A 17556-nucleotide genomic window follows, 5' to 3' on the forward strand; every position below is an offset into this window, starting at 1 on the left:
ACCCGCAAACGAACAAGTAGGCCATGGCAGGATGGGTGGTCACCGTCAGGTGGATGTTTTAGGAAGGCTTCTCACTCAATCGATCATTTTACTCAGCATGGCGGGGCATCAGGATCGTGAGGTTTTTTTATGGAAGCACACCCCATCCTGGAAGTTATGAAGCTCACCTGATTAAATGGCAGGCAGGTCTTCTATTCTTCAAACAGAATGCGGTGATCCACAAGATTCATCCGCTTGATCTTTCCTTTAATAACAATCTGGTCGCCGAAAATCCCCACCAGGCGAAACGTGCCGTCCGCTTCGGGCTCTACCAGGTCGACGGATTCCATGAGCAGTGTTTCCTCATCGTCTTTGACCATATAGGCATTGGCTTCACACATGATCGAACACCTCCTTTTAAAAAACCTTCTCATTTCGACTGCTGAGAACGAAAAAGGCCATGAGACGAGGGCAGATGAAATTTGTCTGCCGATGCCTTCGTGGCCTTGTAACGAGTTCTATTTTCCGTTTAACACGACGCCTTCATGGCGCCTAATTTTGACGGATTCGTAAAAAGTCGAAATTTCGGTTTTGTTGTCGTCCCCGCGAAGGCGGGGATCCAGTATTAACAGGTAGTTATAAATAGCGCTGAAAAAGCTTCACTACGTGCCCCGCCTTCGCGGGAATGACATGATCGGTGACTTTTTACGAATCCGTCAATAACTGACTGCACCTGTGAAATTGAAAAATAAACAAAAAATTTATAATGGACCATAAAAATGACGAAAATGTAAAGTTCTAAAAATTTTATTTGTCAAGCAAGGGACAAAGAGGCTATTTTTCAAATGAACTGAATCCCAAATTGGTCATTTTGGGCCCACCTGACGATTGCTTTTCTTTTGATGCTGCCTTGCTTTTTTGCAAAAGGAATAGAAACATTTATAACTACCGGAGTTTTGGATATAGATAGATTTCGGCTGCCGATTTGTGCGCCTCCCATGCTGATATTTTGAATCATTCCAGGAAAAACAATCGATCCCGTAGAAAGTATCACTTCCCTTTGGTAATATTTCCTTACATTTGCTCGTTTATTAAATTTAACGCCAAATTGATCCATATTGGCCCACATGACAATTGCTTTTACTTTGATGCTGCCTTGTTTTTTTGGAAAAGGAATCGCAATAAATATTTCTATTCCTGGATTTAGTTTAGGTATGTTCCTGATGCCAACACTTGCGCCATCCTTGCTAATATTATTTATCTTTCCAAGAAAAAAAATCGAGCCTGTAGAAAATAATACTTCCTTTTGAAAATATTTTCTTTCATTTATTCTTCTGCTTCTTTTAAGATTATATTCTGCTTCCATTTCGCGGATTCTCACATTCTAATTATAACAACCACATCAATTGAAATGATGTTCAAAAATAGGGCAGATAAGATTACCTGTGCATGTTTCAGCGAAAAAGGAACGCAGAGGCTGGGGTGTGAGCAAATAGCTTCAGATAACTACCTAAATTCACATTAATATCAACAGGGCTCGCTTTTCATGCAATGTGTGCGGACCAAATTCCTTATTATGATAACTATAACAGGAGCTTGTGTCAAAGCATAATATTTTTCAAAATAGTATATTTAACCAAATCCTTAATGATTTCGATACCAGAAATAATCTTCGATACCCATTGGGAGGGTTTGGGTGACCCGGAATTCCCGTTAAATAGACAATAGATGTTTTGATAGTTCTACCGGTGCTGTAAAAAATGGTGCGTGACCTGAATCCATTTTTATTATTTTCTGGCATGACATGAGGTTCGACTTTTACTCTCTCACCATTCGGTTTGTGGTTTTCAACGAATAGCTTATTGCCTAGCGCCAGGCTACCTTCTACCCGAACGTGATACGGATCCCATTCCGGCTGCTGTTCGGGATCGAATCCGATAAAACAAATATGGGGCGGCGGAGGCCCAGATCAGCACCAACGACCATACACGCCCTTTGAATAGATTATAATCCTGAAGTAACCTGCTCCAGGGATGCCCCATAACGAAATAACCGAACACGAATTCAAAAATGACGGTCATGACCAGCCACATCACGCCTATAATCAGCGCCTGAGTTGGTGATTCAATCGGATACGTACCCGTAAGCACCCATATGTAAGCTCCGAAAAGAAGGATTATGATGAATGTCGACAGTTGATGGGCGGACAACTCTCCCATGAATGGCCCATATGCTTTTTCACGTATGGCTCCGTTCAGGATGGCAATGGCTGCCATCCCGATCCAACTCAACGCATAAGCCGACAGGTTCTTCATAAGGATATATCCATTATATTCGTGCGATGGTTATGTAATACGATGAATTCATATAAAAAGACAAGGCCCTGGTCAGGGGCCTTGTCTAAAGAGAGGAGGAAGGAGCGTTTTACCTTCAGCAATCAATACAGCATAACTCATGCCGTTTCTTCAGATAATAGATATCTGATGGAATCCTTATGGGTTAGACAGAATCTACAATCTGGTATTTTCGGATAGTGTCAATTTCTTTACGCCAGGTTGAGGCCTGTGTGTCAAAAAAGGAACAGGCAAGACCCAAGGCGCGGGGCTTTCCCAAAATCGAGAGAGATATGCAGAGCAGTTCAGTGGAAAATGTGAGGAAGAGGGTTGGACAGACCAACGAGAAAGAGGGGTTATTATATGTGTTAACCATGCCAATAAGCGATTCATGGGTTTTCATCGAGATTTCTCGTATTTGACAATGGTTGTCTTTCCTGACCCCACGATGGCATAGCTGGCCGGACATCAGTAGCCACCTGCAAGATTTAAGTGGATGATAAACTCCCTTTGCCCAAAAGGATGTCGGTTAAAGCAAAAAACTCACTTACATACTCCCATGCTACCGTAAGCGCATCAAGTTCCTGATCAAATTTAAATGCGTTTGCTGACTTTTCTTCTGGGTTGTCAGGCAGGCGAGCCCTAAATAACCATAACAATTGGTATTTTTTTTCAAACATGCACCAAGACGATGATCCGATATCTTGGTTGTGTTGAATACAATGCCTGAATTTTTTTGCAGGCAAATAACAATTTTCCTTACTCAAAATAATCCGCTTTTCTATCGCAGGTGGGAATTTACACTTCTTTATCACATCCGAAAAGTTACGGGGTGTTTCCTTACTCGATTTGTATTTTCGCCAAATTGGATATCTTATGTATTCGTAACCGAGAACAATCTTTGTTATTAGCGTCTCAAATTCGTAGAAAGGCGCCTCTGCTCTTGTAACAAGCGTGTCCTCCTTCTCCGATGAGGTATTACTGTCACTCACCATTTTCCCCGTCGTTTGTTCAACAAACGTGGTGCATTCTTCTGCGTACAGCCGTGCGAGTGCCGAGCAATGATAAAGCATCGATCCCATAACATACTTTAAAGGTTTGAGAAGTTCGAGTTCGCTTCTGTAAATTTCGAGTAATCTCCCTCTTATTGCCGGTAATAAGAATGAAACCCGATTGTTTTGATTTGATCCTTCAGCGAGCACAGGACGAACCCCAAAATTGGTCAGAACAGTATTGGGATCCGAAACAGACAGAGGGTTTTCGCTATTTATGTAAAACCAGTCCCCTGTTTCATTTCTCCTAATACAAATTCCCCTCTCAAAGGTAACCTTATCGAATTGTTCCCATGGAAAATTTTTCGTCATGATCTATGCGATTCTCTCCATTTGAATAAATAAAGATTTACAACGTATCTGGTTTATCATTGTAGAAATCTTATTTTATGTGTGCGAATGGCTACCTGTCATAAAAAGACGCTAATTCCAGTGTGACATTAATAATTTCAAGTCTTTTTTCACCATAGGTTTGCCAACTGTCTTCCGCTTCATATTGATATACTTAAAAAAGGATGGCAACCAATTTCATTGTCACTTCCAACCCTATTCATTGTATCGGTCACAACAGCAGTCGTCATGGCGCCATACCCACGTCTTAACGCAATTTACCTTTAAACTGGTCAACGGATCTGGCGGGCTGTCATTGGCTGAAGCAGACAGTCAGTCAGGGTGACCAGATACGGTGTCGCTTTGATCCTGCAACGCAATAGATAAGTACATTTAGAAAATGTCCCTCCTAATAATCCCATAAAATAATAAAATAGCATTGATTTTGCATAACGTTCAATGATTTACAAGTTGACAGCAGGTAATACGTGGGTGAAACGCGGATTGCCTGCGGCGCATTGCAAATGAACATACGGGTGGTGACGCTTTATGTATACAAGGCCATCATCATCCCATAGCCCGAAACCACTGCAGCCCAAATTGTGCGGTTTTTATTTTGCGGATAGTGGATTTAATTATGTTGAAAAAGATTCTCATGGCGCCATCGTTACAGATCGTTTTGCTGACCGCGCTTGTCCTGGCCGGAATGGTTTCGCCATTGGATCCCTGGGCTTATTTTGAAAACAGGAATTATGATTTCTGGGTTGAACGTTATCGCAATGCGGAGGAACAACCCATTGCCCTTGTGGCCATCGATGAACGAAGCATACGGCAGTTCGGCGACTGGCCTTGGCCCCGCTCGCGGATTGCCGACCTGGTGGATCTGATATCGGATCAAGGCGCCGATGCCCTGGGCATCTGCATTCTCTATACCCAACCGGATCAAAGCCCTGGACTGCTGGAAATCAGGCAGCTTAAAGCCCAACTCAGCAACCCCCAATGGAACGGGGCCGGGTCATCCATCGACCGGTTTGATGGCCTGCTCAGCGATGCCGAAGTACGATTGAGCCAGGATGACCGTCTGATTGCCGCCATACGCCGGGGCAGGAACGTGGTTCTGCCCATACTCAGCACCAGGGCACACCCGACCGGAAACGACAGCGCCGACCCATCGGGAATGGTGATCATCAACTCCCTGAACGCCACGGTACTGCCCACCGGCAGCACCGATACACCGTTGGTGTTGGCCAGGGCCATCGGTGCCGGACCACAGGAACTCTTGACCGTTTCTGGCGTGTTGGAACCCTTCGAGGCCCTAGCGGGCAAGGCCGGGGCAATGGGGCACATGAATCTGTTATCGGATCCCGACGGCCGGGTCCGGCGTGTGCCTTTGCTCGTCGATTTCAACGGGCGGCTGATTCCCGCGCTGCCTTTCCAATTGGCGCTCAAGCACGTCGGCGGCCGGTTGAAGGACATGTCGGTGGAAGTAGATTTTTTCGGACAACCGCACCTGCTCATCGAACACCTCGACCTGCCCACGGATGGCGCCTACCGGATGCTGTTGAATCACGATCGCGAGTGGACGCGGCAAAGATGGTTCTCCTGCTCCGAGATATTCAACGAGGAGATCGATCCGGTCATCTTCAAGGATAAAATCGTATTGATCGGCGTTACCGCCGAACCGGCGGCCCAATCCTATCCGGTGGGACTGCGCGACCGGGCGTCGGATGTCGAGATCATGGCCAATGCGCTGGCCGGAATACTCGCCACCGACCGGCTTTCACGGCCGTCATGGGCCCAGGTGCTGGAGTTTGGGGTCATTCTCTATTTCGCTTTTTTTCTTGTCGTCGTGATTCCCCGTGTGAATACCCGGGTTGGCGTCACCATCCTCATCTCCTTTCTGGCGACATGGTACGCCGCGGCGGTTGGTCTGTTGCTGGGGTATGGCTATAAGATCGAGGTGCTGGGCCCGGTTTTTCTGGCTGCGGGAGGATTCCTCCTGCTCCAGTTCACGCTTGCTTCCAGCAGGCTGCAGGCAGACAAACTGGATGCCTGCAAAACATTGGGACTGTCGTACCAGGGACAGGGGATGCTTGACATGGCCTATGAGAAGTTTGTGCAGTGTCCGGTGCAGGATCGGACGGTCAAAAACCTGTTGTACAATCTGGCGCTGGATTTCGAACGCAAACGCATGTTCAACAAGGCACTGGAAATCTACCGTCATATCCGGACGGCTGGCGCCTTCAAGGATGTCGACAAGCGCCGTCGCCGGCTTACCGAACTTGACGGCACGATGGTTGCCGGCGGCAGAAACGAAACGACGCTGAGGATGGGGGACGGCAGCGCCAAACCGACGTTCGGGCGCTATGAAATCCTCAAGGAGATCGGCCGGGGAGCCATGGGCACGGTTTATCTGGCCCGTGATCCCAAGATCAACCGGGACGTTGCCATCAAAACGCTTGCGTATTCGGAGGTCGAACCGGCGGAACTGGCCGAAGTCAAAATGCGGTTTTCCCGGGAAGCCGAAGCGGCTGGTAAGTTGTCCCATCCCAACATCGTTTCCATTTACGATGTCGGTGAAGAACATGACATGGCCTATATCGCCATGGAGTTGCTTAACGGTGAAACCCTGATCCGTTACTGTCAAAAAGAAAATTTGCTGCCGATTCCCCGGGCACTGGCCGTCATCGCCGAAGTCACGGCCGCTTTGGACTACGCCCACAACCAGGGCGTGGTGCACCGCGACATCAAACCGGCCAACATCATGATGCTGGAGGGCGGGCGTGTCAAGGTGACCGACTTTAGCATCGCCCAGGTCGTCGATGCATCCCAGACGCGCACCGGGGTGATTCTGGGAACACCCAGTTACATGTCTCCGGAGCAGGTAAACGGAAAGAGTGTGGATGGCCGCTCCGACCTTTTTTCCCTGGGCATCGTCGCATACGAATTGCTCACCGGCGCCAGACCCTTCAAAGGCGATTCGATGTCGGCCATTTTGTATGCAATTTCCAACAAAGCCCATACGCCGCTGGCCCGGGTTGCCTCAGACATTCCGGCCTGTGTGAAGTCGATTGTCAACCGACTGCTGGCCAAGCAAACGACCAAACGATATGATGCCGCCGAGCAGGCATTACAGGAGATCAACGCTTGTCTGAACCGGCTGATATAAAAAATAAGGAGAAGAGAAATGGCGATGCTCGTTCTTACCCACGAAGGCTTGACCATCAAAAGAATTCCCCTTGATAAGGCCGAGCTGCGGATCGGCCGGAAAGCGGATTCCGATATTTTCATCGATGACATGCTGGCCAGCCAGAGTCATGCAAAAATAGAATTGATCGAAAACACGCAAGAAGAAGGCGGGGCTGATTATTTCATCGAAGACCTGAAGAGCACGAACCACACATACATCAACGGTGATCCCGTCGACCGGAAGAAACTGACCCACAACGATGTCATCCGTATTGGCAAGCATACCTTCAAATTTCTCGACGAATCCGCCGAACCGGCGGACAAAACGACAAAACTGCGCAAGAGCTGGATCCCCGGTGTCTACTACACGGAAGAATGAGGGGCTTGCCGTTGGTCGAAACAAGAAATGAGCGGGTCTGCATGCTTTCTGTTCAACACCGGTATATTCTTCCTGTCCACCGGGCGTGTCATTTATCTTTCTTCTCATTCGCCCTGAAGAGATAGTGGTGGCGCCCGGGTCGACTTATGAGCAGTCTTGCATGACCGCCACCGCTTCCGTCCACCGTTGCCATCCATTCCTGGCCAAAGGGGGCTAAAAATGAATTCGGTCAACCGGTTTCGATTCAGAAACACGATGCTCATTGCCAATGTGATCTCCAACATCATCGGCGTGACGGTGGTCTTCTACCTGTTCAGCCGGACGGGGACGCTGAATAGCGATTCACGAAGCAGTCTATTCGCTACCATCGATCTTATTTTTATCCCGCTCAGCTTTATCATACCCATTGCCATCACGCTGATCTACGAACGTCCCATCAGGAGCTATTTGGAACTTCGTCGCAAGGGGCTCGCTACATCCGACATCCTCATCGATCAGGTCCACCAGAGATTGCTCAACGAGCCGTTTTTTCTAATGGCGCTGAATGCGCTTGTCTGGATTTCCGCCGCCGTCACCTATGCGCTCTACTTTTGGAGATTGGGATTGAGCCAGAAAGCTGTTATAGGCGCCTTTTCACTAAACCTGCAGGTTGGGCTGGTCTCCGTAACCGTGTCCTTTTTCGTGATCGAATTTTTCATGCAGCGCCGGATGATTCCTTATTTTTTTCCCCATGGCGGCATGTCCGCTGTCTCGAAAATCATCCGCATCCGTATTCGGACCCGCTTGATTGCCTTTTTAGCCGCGACCAACCTGATTCCCTTGTTTACCCTGGCACGGGGGGGCTGGGGCATTACCCAGACGTTTGCCGACACCGGCCAGGCTCTGTCAGCAATGCAGACCATGATTTTCAGCCATGCAGCCATTTTTGCTGGGGTGGGTGTCTGGCTTACCTTTCTGGTCAGCAGTAACCTGACGCGTCCGCTGGCGGACATGACATCCGTGCTGAAACGAATACGAAACGGGCATTTCGACGGCCGGGTCAGTGTCACTTCCAACGATGAACTGGGGTACGTGGGCGATGCGGTCAACGAGATGGCCACCGGTCTCAAGGAAAGGGAGTTCATCAAGGAAACCTTCGGCAAGTATGTTTCCAAAGAGGTCCGGGACGAAGTGCTCTCCCGCAAGATCCCCCTGGATGGTGAAGTCCGGGAGGTAACGGTGCTGTTCGCGGACCTGCGCAACTTCACACCCCTTGTCGAACGGACAACGCCCCAGCAGGTGGTGCGAATCATCAACCGGTATTTCGAGGAGATGGAGGCATCCATTCGTGCCCAGGGCGGCCTGGTCCTGCAATTTATCGGCGACGAGATTGAAGCGGTATTCGGTGCACCGATCCCCCTTGCGGATCATGCAACCAAAGCCATGATCGCGGCAATGAACATGAACGATGGGCTGACGGCGGTGAACCAGGTCTTTGCCGATCGCGGGCATTCACCGCTTCAACACGGTATCGGGATCCACTCGGGGAAAGTGGTTGCAGCCAACATCGGCAGCCCGTCCCGCCTATCCTATGCACTGGTCGGTGACACGGTCAACGTCGCGTCCCGGCTCCAGGATGCCAACAAACAACATGGCACCAGCATCATCGTCAGCGCTGACACCCAGCGGCGCTTTTCCCGGGAATTCCCTTTGCGCAGCCTGCCGACAACCACCCTCAAGGGCAAAATCGAGCCGGTGGAACTATACGGTCTATAACCGTTTTTATTTGACAGCAACCCGGGACCCATTTAGCATTGATTAACAAGCCATCGTGTTTGGCTTGTTCTGGCCGCCGCTGTCGATGCGGACGTTTCCAGTTCTCGGTTGGATCTGCAGCAACTGCCATATATTCGTTCTCGATTGATTTTGTCTCTTCAGTTTTTGCCTGCGTCCGTTTCATGGGCCCGATATCGCTGTCGGTGTGCGGCCGACCCATAACCCTTTTCAACAGGAAAGGAGGGCGCCATGGCAACGTTTCAAATTCTACTGCCCTACAATTATTCCCCCAACGATCGAAAGGCCATCCGGTTTGCCATCGATGCCTTTGCCGGGCGAAGGGAGACCCGCGTCACGCTCTTTCATGCCTACACCCCGCTGCCGACCATCGATGTGACGGCCAGTCCGGAGAATCTGAAGATGAGAAGCGGCATGACCTATCTGGCAGCGGAGCTCAAGGAAAAGGAAGAGGCCTTGAAGGTGGTGGGGGACATGCTGGTGGAGGGCGGATTCGATCGTGACGCCGTCACCTACGTCTTCAAAAGGCGGGTCAAAGGCGCGGCCGAAGAGATCGTTGACAAGGTTGCCGGCTGCAACGTGTTGGTGCTGAGCCGGGGCGCGGGCAAAGTGACCCATTTTTTCACCCGGAGCATTTACGCCCGCGTGGTGACTGCGCTGCGCGGCGTCACCATCTGCGTTGCCACCTGAAAGGAGGATGACATGGCATCTGAAAACAGGATCAACATCGACATCTTCAAGGCCGTGACACGGTCGATCGCACACAGCGGGGACCTGGACGTGATGACCAACCACCTGGCCCAACTGCTAACCGCCAGCCTCGACATCAAGGGATGCGCCATTTTCGTACTCAATGCGGTCACCGAAGAACTGGAGATTCTGGCCAGCTTCGGCCTCTCCGCCAAGTACCTGACCAAGGGGCCGTTGAGCACGCCCAAGAGCATCAAGGAAACTTTTCAGGGCAACCCGGTGGTGATCTCGGACATCAGCAAAAAGAACAAGAGCCTGCAATATCCGGAAGAAGCGCGCAAGGAGGGCATCGCCGCCATCTTGTCCCTGCCCATCGTTCATCTTGGTGAGGTGGTGGGTGTGCTTCGGTTGTATCATTACGAACCGTGGAAAGTGTCCGAGCAGGACCTGGAGTCGTTGCAGATCCTGGCGGGCATCATCGGCCTGGCGATGACCTATGCGCGGTTCCATAACACGGTTCATGCCATCGCTGAGGTGCTGGGAAACACCTTTCAGGTGGAGCTGACACCTAAGTTGGGAAGGCGCTGAGAACAGAGGACAGAGGGCGGATGACAGAGGTCTGTGGACTGAGGTCCGAGGTCGGAAGTCAGAGAACGGAGAACCGACGTCAAAGAACCGAGTCGTGCTGTCGGCGTTGAGGTGTCCGAATGCGGTTTTCAGTCCTCCGATCTCTGTCTTCTGACCTCTGACTTATAGCTTCCCCAGCCCTTTGAGCACCTTTTCAGGTGTGATGGGCAGGTCTTTGCACCGGTAGCCGGTGGCGTGAAACACCGCCTCGGCAATGGCCGGAGCCGTGGGGGAAGCCAACCCCTCGCCGGCTTCCTTGGCGCCCATGGGGCCTTCGGGTTCGAAGGTGTCGATGCATACCGACTCGCCCGGGGGCATGTCCGCCGCGTTGGGCATTTTATAATCGAGAAAGGTTGTATTCAAGGTTTTTCCACCGTCCATGACGAACTGCTCGGTGAGGGCGTAACCCAGCCCCATTTGCACCGATCCCTCCAATTGACCCTCCACGGCCATGGGGTTGAGCACCTTGCCGCAGTCGTGGGCGGTCCACATCTTCTCCACCTGGATCTGGCCGGTGTCGGTGTCCACGGCAACCTCGGCCACCTGGGCACCGAAGCTGAAGGCCGGGCTCACCAGCCCCTTGCCCCGGGGGGTATAGGAACCTCTGGCCAGCAGCGGTTCACCCCGCTGGGTCTTCTGGACAAAGGCTACCGCCTCACCGAACGTCATGCCCCGGTCCGGCTTGCCCGCTGCATAAACGCGCCCGTCGGCAAACTCGATGTCGAAGATCACGTTGAGGTTGAACCGGGCTGAAACGGCCCCGGCCAGCCGCTCTTTGATTTTTTTGGCTGCGTCTATTACCGCATTGCCGGCCATGAGGGTCACCCGGCTGCCCCAGGTGCCCAGATCAGCCTGGGGCGTCATGGCCGTGTCGGCGGCGGTGAGTCGGATATCTTCCATCTTTAGTCCCAGGGTTTCGGCGAGAATTTGTTTGAGGACCGTGTCCGACCCCTGGCCGATGTCCGAGGCCATGGTGAGCAGATGGACGGTGCCGTCATCAAAGGCGCGCACTTCGGCGGCCGAAAAGGGATACTGGGTGTTGAACCAGTTGAAGACGCCGCCGGAGATAAAGCTGTAGCAGCCGATGCCCACGCCCCGGCCCGTTTTCAGGTTTTTCCGCTTGCGGGACCAGCCACTGATGCGCCGCACTTCCTTCAGGGATTCCACGAATCCGCAGGAACTGATGGTGGCGACGCCGGGCAGTTCGTCGCCGGAAACCATGGCGTTCTTCAGGCGAATCTGGATGGGGTCGATACCGAGTTCCTCGGCGGCCATGTTCATCTGGGTTTCGGCGGCAAACAATGTTTGGGGGGCGCCGAAACCGCGCATGGCACTGGCTGGCGGTTTGTTGGTGTAGACGTGCTCGCCCAGGTAGCGGTAGTTGGGGTAGCGGTAAAGCATGGCCCCGAAGTTGCCCGAAAGGAAGGTGGCCGTGGGGCCCATGGCGTTGTAGGCCCCGCCGTCCAGGTAGATGTGCAGGTCCTTGGCCACCAGCGTGCCGTCGTTTTTAAAGCCCACCTTGGAGCGGATGGTCATGGGGTGGCGCCGGCGCCCGAAAGCCAACTCCTCTTCACGGGTTAAGGTGAACTTCACCGGCCGACCGGTCTCGCGAGCCATGAACGCCGAGCAGAACTCCCAGGGACGAAGCTCCATCTTGCCGCCAAACCCTCCACCCACCGCAGGTTTGATCACGCGAATGTCGTTTTCGCGCATGTTCAGGGTGGATGCCAGCAGACACTGCACGATGTAGGGGGTCTGGGTGGAGGTCCACAAGGTGATGCGGCCGTCCAGGTCGCTCTGGGCCACGCAGGCGCAGGGCTCCATGTAGGCGTGGCTGACTGCGTGCACGGTAAAGGTGTCCTCACGCACATAGTCCGATGCGGCAAACCCCGCTTCGATATCGCCGTAGGCGATCTTGCGGTCGATGCTGATGTTGGTTGGCGACGTGTCGTGGACCACCGGCGCACCCTTGGCCAGTGAGGAGACCACATCGAAGACGCCGGGAAGTTCTTCGTATTCCACTATAATTTGTTCGATGGCGGCTTCGGCGGTTTCACGGTCCACGGCGGCCACGGCGGCCACCTCGTCGCCGATGAAGCGCACCTTGTCCATGGCCAATGCGTACTCGTCCTGTGTGCCGGGGAAGAGACGCCAGTTGCCGTAGGTGACCCGGGGGATGTCCTGCCCGGTGATGACACAGCGAACACCGGGCATGGCTGCCGCCTGGCTGGTGTCGATACTCACGATGCGGGCGTGGGGCAGCGGGCTTCTGAGTAGTTTGCCGTAAAGCATCCCGGGCAGTTTGATGTCGTCGGCATAAATGGCCTGGCCGGTGGCTTTGGCCCGGCCGTCGGTTCGGGGAATGTCTTTTCCGATGATGCTGTGCGCGTTCATGGGAAATCCTTTTTTGATGTGGTGAGTGTCGCCTCTCGGAAAATACAACCGATCTTGGCTTTACTGCTTACGCAAGGCCATTTTCCGGGCGTCGGTGAGGGCGCGGATGGTCAGTACCGAGACCATCTTCCAGCGATAGGGGGCGCTGGCCCGTACGTCGGTGATGGGTGATGTCTCTTCCGATGCCTTTTGGGCCGCCTGGCGGATCAGGGTGTCGGTCATCTTCTTTCCGATCAGCATCTTTTCCGCCGCCTGGGTGCGCATGGGCACCGGCGCGCAGGCGCCGACGATGATTCTTGCATCCGTGCAGCGATCGCCATTCAAAACGACCATGGTTCCCACGCCCACCGCGGAACAGTCCAGTTTTCCCCGCTGGGAGAGGCTGTGGTAGGCCGTGCCCGATCCGGCAACAGGAGGAGGAACGCGGACGGCGGTGACGATTTCCCCGACCTGCAGCGCGGAGATTCCCGGCCCCTGGAAGAATTGGTCCAGGAGCACGCTCCGGCTGCCCGTGGGGCCGGCGATGTCCATCGTCGCCGCCATGGCCATCAGGGTGGGGGCATTGTCGGCCGACGGTGAGGCGTTGCACAGGTTGCCCACAACGGTGCCCATGTTGCGAACCTGCACGTTGGCGGTGGCACCGGCCGCTTCGGCCACAGTGGGATAGTGCCGGCAGATGCCTTTATGGTTGGCTACGTCCGCCAACAAGGTGGTGGCGCCGATGGCCAGGCCGTTTTTTTTATCAACGGTGATGGCATCCAGACCCGCGATCCGCTTGAGGTTCACGATGCATTTGGGAAAAAGCATCCGATGGCGAATTTTGACTATCAGGTCTGTGCCGCCGGCCATGACCCGGGTATCCCTGCCACCCTTGACGAGCGCGGCCACAGCCTCATGCACGGTCGTTGGGGCGATATAGTCAAACTGGGCTACTGGCATGGCCGTTACCTCCTGGTTTTGGATTGGGGTTTCATGCGTCGACCGGCCTCGGAGATGGCATCCACGATTTTATTGTAACCCGTACATCGGCAAAGGTTGCCGGAGATGGCCGATCGGATCTGGGTGTCGCTGGGGCGCGGGTTGGTCTTGAGAAGGTTCAGGGCGGAGAGCTCCATGCCGGGGGTGCAGAATCCGCACTGGATGGCCCCTTTTTCGATGAAGGCCTCCTGAATGGGGTGCATTGTCTCGCCGGAGGGGGCCAGCCCTTCCACGGTGAGGATCTGTCTGCCATCCATTTCTACTGCCAGGGTGAGGCAGGAACTGACGCTTTTGCCATCCACAATTACAGTGCAGGCGCCGCAGTCTCCCGATCCGCAGCCCAATTTGGTCCCCGTCAGGTTCAGGTCCTCGCGCAGCACCTCGTTGAGGGTCCGCCAGGCTTCCACGGTCAGGTTGTAGGTGTCGCCATTGACTGTCAGGCTGATGTCATGTCTCATGTGTGGCTCCAGAAATAAAATTGACGGATTCGTAAAAAAGCCGATATCTGCGTTACGCTTCATCCTTCGTCACTGTGGCGTACCGTAAGTACTTTTCATTCCTCGGGATTCGCAAGCCTTGATCTCGGCATTTTTACGAATCCGTCAGAATTGCGACTTTTTTCGAGGGCATCAAAATTGGGAATGCTGGAATTGTCGATCATCAAGGGATAGTGCCGGCAGCAAGCGGTATCTCAATCCCTTAATTCCAAAATGCCCAATTCCAGAATCCGGGTTATTGAAGCTATATCATAGCTATTATGTATTTCGTCAAGGCCTAAACCGCAATCCAATACCCCGGATTAGGTTTTTCAGGCCTTGCTGCGTGGAATCGATAATCACCGGTTGAAGGGAGCCGGATATTTTCGATCCCTTCCCATGACCTCGACGGTGCCGTCGCTTGACAGGGCCGAGGTGTGTCTTTACCCTTACCCATACAACATGGAATCGTTGTATGGTCGGGTATAGAAAGGAAATCATGGCAGCTGAAAAAAAGACCATACGTGCCCTGGGGCTTTGTTCCGGTGGGCTGGACAGCATCTTAAGTGCGCTGGTGTTGCGGGAACAGGGAATCGATGTGCACTGGGTCACCTTTGAGACCCCCTTTTTTTCATCGGCAAAGGCCAAAAAAGCTTCGCAGCACACCGGTATTCCGCTAATGGTGCGCAAAATTACTCCGGTATACATGGAGATGATGCGGTCGCCGTCTGTCAAATATGGCAAGAACATGAACCCGTGCATGGACTGCCACAGCCTGATGTTCCGCCTGGCCGGTGAGATCATGACCGAACAGGGCTTCGATTTTCTCTTTTCCGGCGAGGTGTTGGGGCAGCGACCCATGAGTCAGACGCGCACCTCCCTGCGTTATGTGGAAAAGCACTCCGGATATGAAGGGTCCATCCTCAGGCCCCTTTCCGCAAAAAATCTACCCGAGACCCTTCCGGAAAAAGATGGGTTGGTGGACAGGGAACAGTTGCTGGATATTTCCGGCCGGTCCCGGAAACCGCAGTTGCAGCTGGCCAAAAAATTCGGGGTGACCGATTTTCCGGCGCCGGCCGGCGGGTGCCTGCTGACGGACAAGCTTTTCAGCCGACGGCTCAAGGATCTGTTCGACCACCAGACATCCTATCCGGAAAAAGACCTCAACCTGCTCAAATTTGGCCGCCACATGCGCCTGGATTCAAAGATCAAAATTGTGGTGGGCCGCACTCACCAAGACAACGAGCAGATCAACCACTGTATCGATCCGCAAACGGACATGGTGTTGAAGATGGACGATTTTCCCGGTCCGCTGGTAGTGATTTCCGGCGGCGGCAGTGAATCGATGGTGATGCTGGCCGCCGGTATCTGCGCCGGCTATAGCAAGGCGCCGGAGTTCGAACCGGTCGCAGTGAACGTACAGGAGGGCGGTCGGCGACGGCAGGTGATGGTCTTGGCGATACCTCCTGTAGAGAATAAAAAATTTTTGATTTGAAAGCAGATTGCCTTCTCAGATGCAATTGCACGGGTCAAATCATCCCCCTTTTCCGGTAGAGCCTGACCAGAGCGGTGTCCATGATCAAAAACAGGACAATGGGCAGGAATAAAAAGATCAGGGTCAGGATGGCGGCCAGGGAGCGGTTGGATGAGGAGAGCAACGGAAACAGGGTGCCGGTAAAGGATACCACGCTGCCACCGCCGATGAGGAACACCAGGAAATACTCTGAGAACGCCACCAAAAAGACCACGCTGCCTCCGGCAATCACCGCCGGCATGAGCAGGGGCAGTTCCACCCGCAACACGATCGTGAGGCTTCCGGCACCCAGGTTTCGGGCGCATATCCGATAATCCTCCCCCATGGTCTGGAATCCGGCCACCAGCGCCCGGAACATATATGGGTAGCTGAACACAGCCAGCACGATGACCACCCCGACCATGGATTCCGTCAGGGAAAACTTGATGAACAGGAAGTGCAGGCCCATGGCAAATGTCATTGGCGGTACCAGGGCCGGGGTGAGAAGCAGCCCTTCCAGCAACGATTTCCCCTTAAATTCAATCCTGGCGAAGGCGGCGGCGGGAAACAGGCACATGCACAGGGTCGTCAGGACCGTAAGCAGGGAAAAAACAAATGAGGAGCCCAGGGAGGTGAGGATCTGCTCGTGGTTCCGGATCAGGTAGGCGATGCCGGTTAAAGAGAAAGTGTCCGGCCAGACATCCGGGAATCGCCAGCCCGGGGCCAGACCAGTCAGGAGAAGCACGATTACCGGCAGGACAAACAGGATGACCAAGACCAGCAGGGTGATGATGGGCTTCATAGTTTTCTGACCCCGCTTTCCAGGCGGCGGACAACCCTTGAGTAGACAATGATGAAAAGGACGGCAAAGCCGAACATGATGGTCAGAATGGCCATGGCTTCGGGCCTCCGGGCCAGGTCATGCTTGAAGTAAAGGTTGTAGACATGGATGCTCAGCATTCCGGGCCGGCTCTCGCTTAAAATGAAGGGGATGTCGAAGGCGCCGAAGCTGTAGAGAAACAGGATGATAAACCCGGTGTGCATGGCCGGAGCCAGACGGGGCAGTACAATGCTGAAAAAAATCCGCAGGCCGGAAGCCCCGAGCATGGATGCGGTCTGGATCTGGCGGATATCGAAACGGACCAGCAGTGCCATGGTCAGGATCATGGCAAAAGGGGTGCCTTTGAGTGTGTAGGCCAGGACCATCCCGATTCCCCAGCCGGAAAAAAGGACGTTGGGAAACTCGTTCATGGACTGGATAAGGCCCAAGGAATAGGCCACGGAGGACAGGATGCCCGACTGGCTCCAGAAAACCAGAACGACAAAGGCCACGGCAATGTGGGGCAGGATCAGGGGGATCTTGTAGACCAGGGCGGCAGTGGCCAGCCTCCCGGGCAATTGCCAGGTCCGGTAGGCCAGAGTGGTGCCGGCCGCCACGGCAAAAAAGGCTGACGCCGCTGCCACCCCCAGAGAAAAAAGAAACGAGGCATAAAAGGACCGGTCGACCAGGAGCCTGGCGTAAGCGTCCAGTGCACCGCCTTCATGGTGCAGCGGGGTGAGGACGCCGACGGACTGGCAGACGGTCAGGAACACCCCGCCACAGAACAGGACCAGGTAAGGCAGGATCAGTGGGCTGAGCCTTAAGAACAGGTTAGTTGTCCAGGACATGGTCTTTCCATCCCTGCTCCAGGGCTTCCAGATAAGCGGACGGGATTTCCGGCACGGCAACAGAATCCAGCTGAGCCGATCCCAGGGTGGCCGGGCCCAGGTCCACGGCCTGGAATCGCTTTTGGTCCGCCGGGCTCAATCGGTTGGGATCCAGGGCCGGGAAATCCCCCCAGTT

General features: G+C 53.6%; 15 protein-coding genes and 1 pseudogene. 6 read left to right on the forward strand and 10 right to left on the reverse strand.

Translation table 11 applies throughout. The annotated features are described in order from the left end of the window. Positions 1 to 191 precede the first annotated feature (191 nt). The 4 genes from QNK41_RS09250 to QNK41_RS09265 form a co-directional block, all read right to left on the reverse strand. Positions 192 to 380 carry a CooT family nickel-binding protein gene (locus QNK41_RS09250; protein WP_319256012.1) on the reverse strand — a complete coding sequence of 63 codons (189 nt, stop codon included), beginning with the start codon at positions 378 to 380 and terminating at the stop codon, positions 192 to 194. Between the two features lie 440 nt (positions 381 to 820). Beyond that, positions 821 to 1345 (reverse strand): PilZ domain-containing protein, encoded by a 525-nt coding sequence (locus QNK41_RS09255; protein WP_319256014.1) that lies wholly within the window; start codon positions 1343 to 1345, stop codon positions 821 to 823. Positions 1346 to 1856: 511 nt separating this feature from the next. Next, the gene (locus QNK41_RS09260; protein ID WP_319256016.1) at positions 1857 to 2294 is read right to left on the reverse strand and encodes a hypothetical protein; all 438 of its coding nucleotides are present in this window, start codon (positions 2292 to 2294) and stop codon (positions 1857 to 1859) included. A gap of 506 nt (positions 2295 to 2800) precedes the next feature. Then, a complete protein-coding gene (locus QNK41_RS09265) occupies positions 2801 to 3676 on the reverse strand; it encodes a hypothetical protein (RefSeq protein ID WP_319256018.1) in 876 nt (291 codons plus the stop codon). Positions 3677 to 4331: 655 nt separating this feature from the next. Here QNK41_RS09265 and QNK41_RS09270 point away from each other — a divergent pair. The 5 genes from QNK41_RS09270 to QNK41_RS09290 all read left to right on the forward strand — a co-directional run bounded on the left by QNK41_RS09270 (position 4332) and on the right by QNK41_RS09290 (position 10313). Continuing rightward, positions 4332 to 6863: a serine/threonine-protein kinase gene (locus QNK41_RS09270; protein ID WP_319256020.1), complete on the forward strand. Its 2532-nt coding sequence runs from the start codon at positions 4332 to 4334 to the stop codon at positions 6861 to 6863. A gap of 18 nt (positions 6864 to 6881) precedes the next feature. Further along, the gene (locus tag QNK41_RS09275; RefSeq protein ID WP_319256022.1) at positions 6882 to 7262 is read left to right on the forward strand and encodes an FHA domain-containing protein; all 381 of its coding nucleotides are present in this window, start codon (positions 6882 to 6884) and stop codon (positions 7260 to 7262) included. A gap of 219 nt (positions 7263 to 7481) precedes the next feature. Next, complete coding sequence (locus QNK41_RS09280; RefSeq protein ID WP_319256024.1) at positions 7482 to 9017, forward strand: adenylate/guanylate cyclase domain-containing protein; 1536 nt, start codon at positions 7482 to 7484, stop codon at positions 9015 to 9017. A gap of 249 nt (positions 9018 to 9266) precedes the next feature. Continuing rightward, positions 9267 to 9725, forward strand: coding sequence for a universal stress protein (locus QNK41_RS09285; protein ID WP_319256026.1), 459 nt, complete (start codon positions 9267 to 9269; stop codon positions 9723 to 9725). Between the two features lie 12 nt (positions 9726 to 9737). After that, a complete protein-coding gene (locus QNK41_RS09290; RefSeq protein WP_319256028.1) occupies positions 9738 to 10313 on the forward strand; it encodes a GAF domain-containing protein in 576 nt (191 codons plus the stop codon). A gap of 162 nt (positions 10314 to 10475) precedes the next feature. Here the strand turns inward: QNK41_RS09290 and QNK41_RS09295 are convergent, their stop codons facing one another. Genes QNK41_RS09295 through QNK41_RS09305 form a run of 3 tightly spaced genes read right to left on the reverse strand, consistent with a single transcriptional unit; the run spans position 10476 to position 14182 of the window. After that, positions 10476 to 12746: a xanthine dehydrogenase family protein molybdopterin-binding subunit gene (locus QNK41_RS09295; RefSeq protein ID WP_319256030.1), complete on the reverse strand. Its 2271-nt coding sequence runs from the start codon at positions 12744 to 12746 to the stop codon at positions 10476 to 10478. A 60-nt stretch (positions 12747 to 12806) separates the two neighbouring features. Beyond that, the gene (locus QNK41_RS09300) at positions 12807 to 13685 is read right to left on the reverse strand and encodes a xanthine dehydrogenase family protein subunit M (RefSeq protein ID WP_319256032.1); all 879 of its coding nucleotides are present in this window, start codon (positions 13683 to 13685) and stop codon (positions 12807 to 12809) included. Between the two features lie 5 nt (positions 13686 to 13690). Beyond that, complete coding sequence (locus QNK41_RS09305) at positions 13691 to 14182, reverse strand: (2Fe-2S)-binding protein (RefSeq protein WP_319256034.1); 492 nt, start codon at positions 14180 to 14182, stop codon at positions 13691 to 13693. A gap of 517 nt (positions 14183 to 14699) precedes the next feature. On the opposite strand from QNK41_RS09305, the gene QNK41_RS09310 reads away from it, so the two are divergent. Then, positions 14700 to 15695: a tRNA 4-thiouridine(8) synthase ThiI gene (locus QNK41_RS09310; RefSeq protein ID WP_319256036.1), complete on the forward strand. Its 996-nt coding sequence runs from the start codon at positions 14700 to 14702 to the stop codon at positions 15693 to 15695. 34 nt (positions 15696 to 15729) lie between these two features. Here QNK41_RS09310 and QNK41_RS09315 read toward each other — a convergent pair whose 3' ends face one another. The 3 genes and pseudogenes from QNK41_RS09315 to QNK41_RS09325 form a co-directional block, all read right to left on the reverse strand. Next, positions 15730 to 16515, reverse strand: coding sequence for an ABC transporter permease (locus QNK41_RS09315; protein ID WP_319256038.1), 786 nt, complete (start codon positions 16513 to 16515; stop codon positions 15730 to 15732). Next, entirely contained in the window at positions 16512 to 17381 is an 870-nt protein-coding gene (locus QNK41_RS09320) for an ABC transporter permease (protein ID WP_319256041.1), read from the reverse strand. The genes QNK41_RS09315 and QNK41_RS09320 overlap by 4 nt, the downstream gene beginning before the upstream one ends. Next, positions 17365 to 17556, reverse strand: a pseudogene (locus QNK41_RS09325) (ABC transporter substrate-binding protein); the annotation flags it as partial. The pseudogene QNK41_RS09325 and the gene QNK41_RS09320, both read right to left, overlap by 17 nt.

The organism is Desulfosarcina sp., from assembly GCF_033791525.1.
Lineage (GTDB): Bacteria > Desulfobacterota > Desulfobacteria > Desulfobacterales > Desulfosarcinaceae > Desulfosarcina.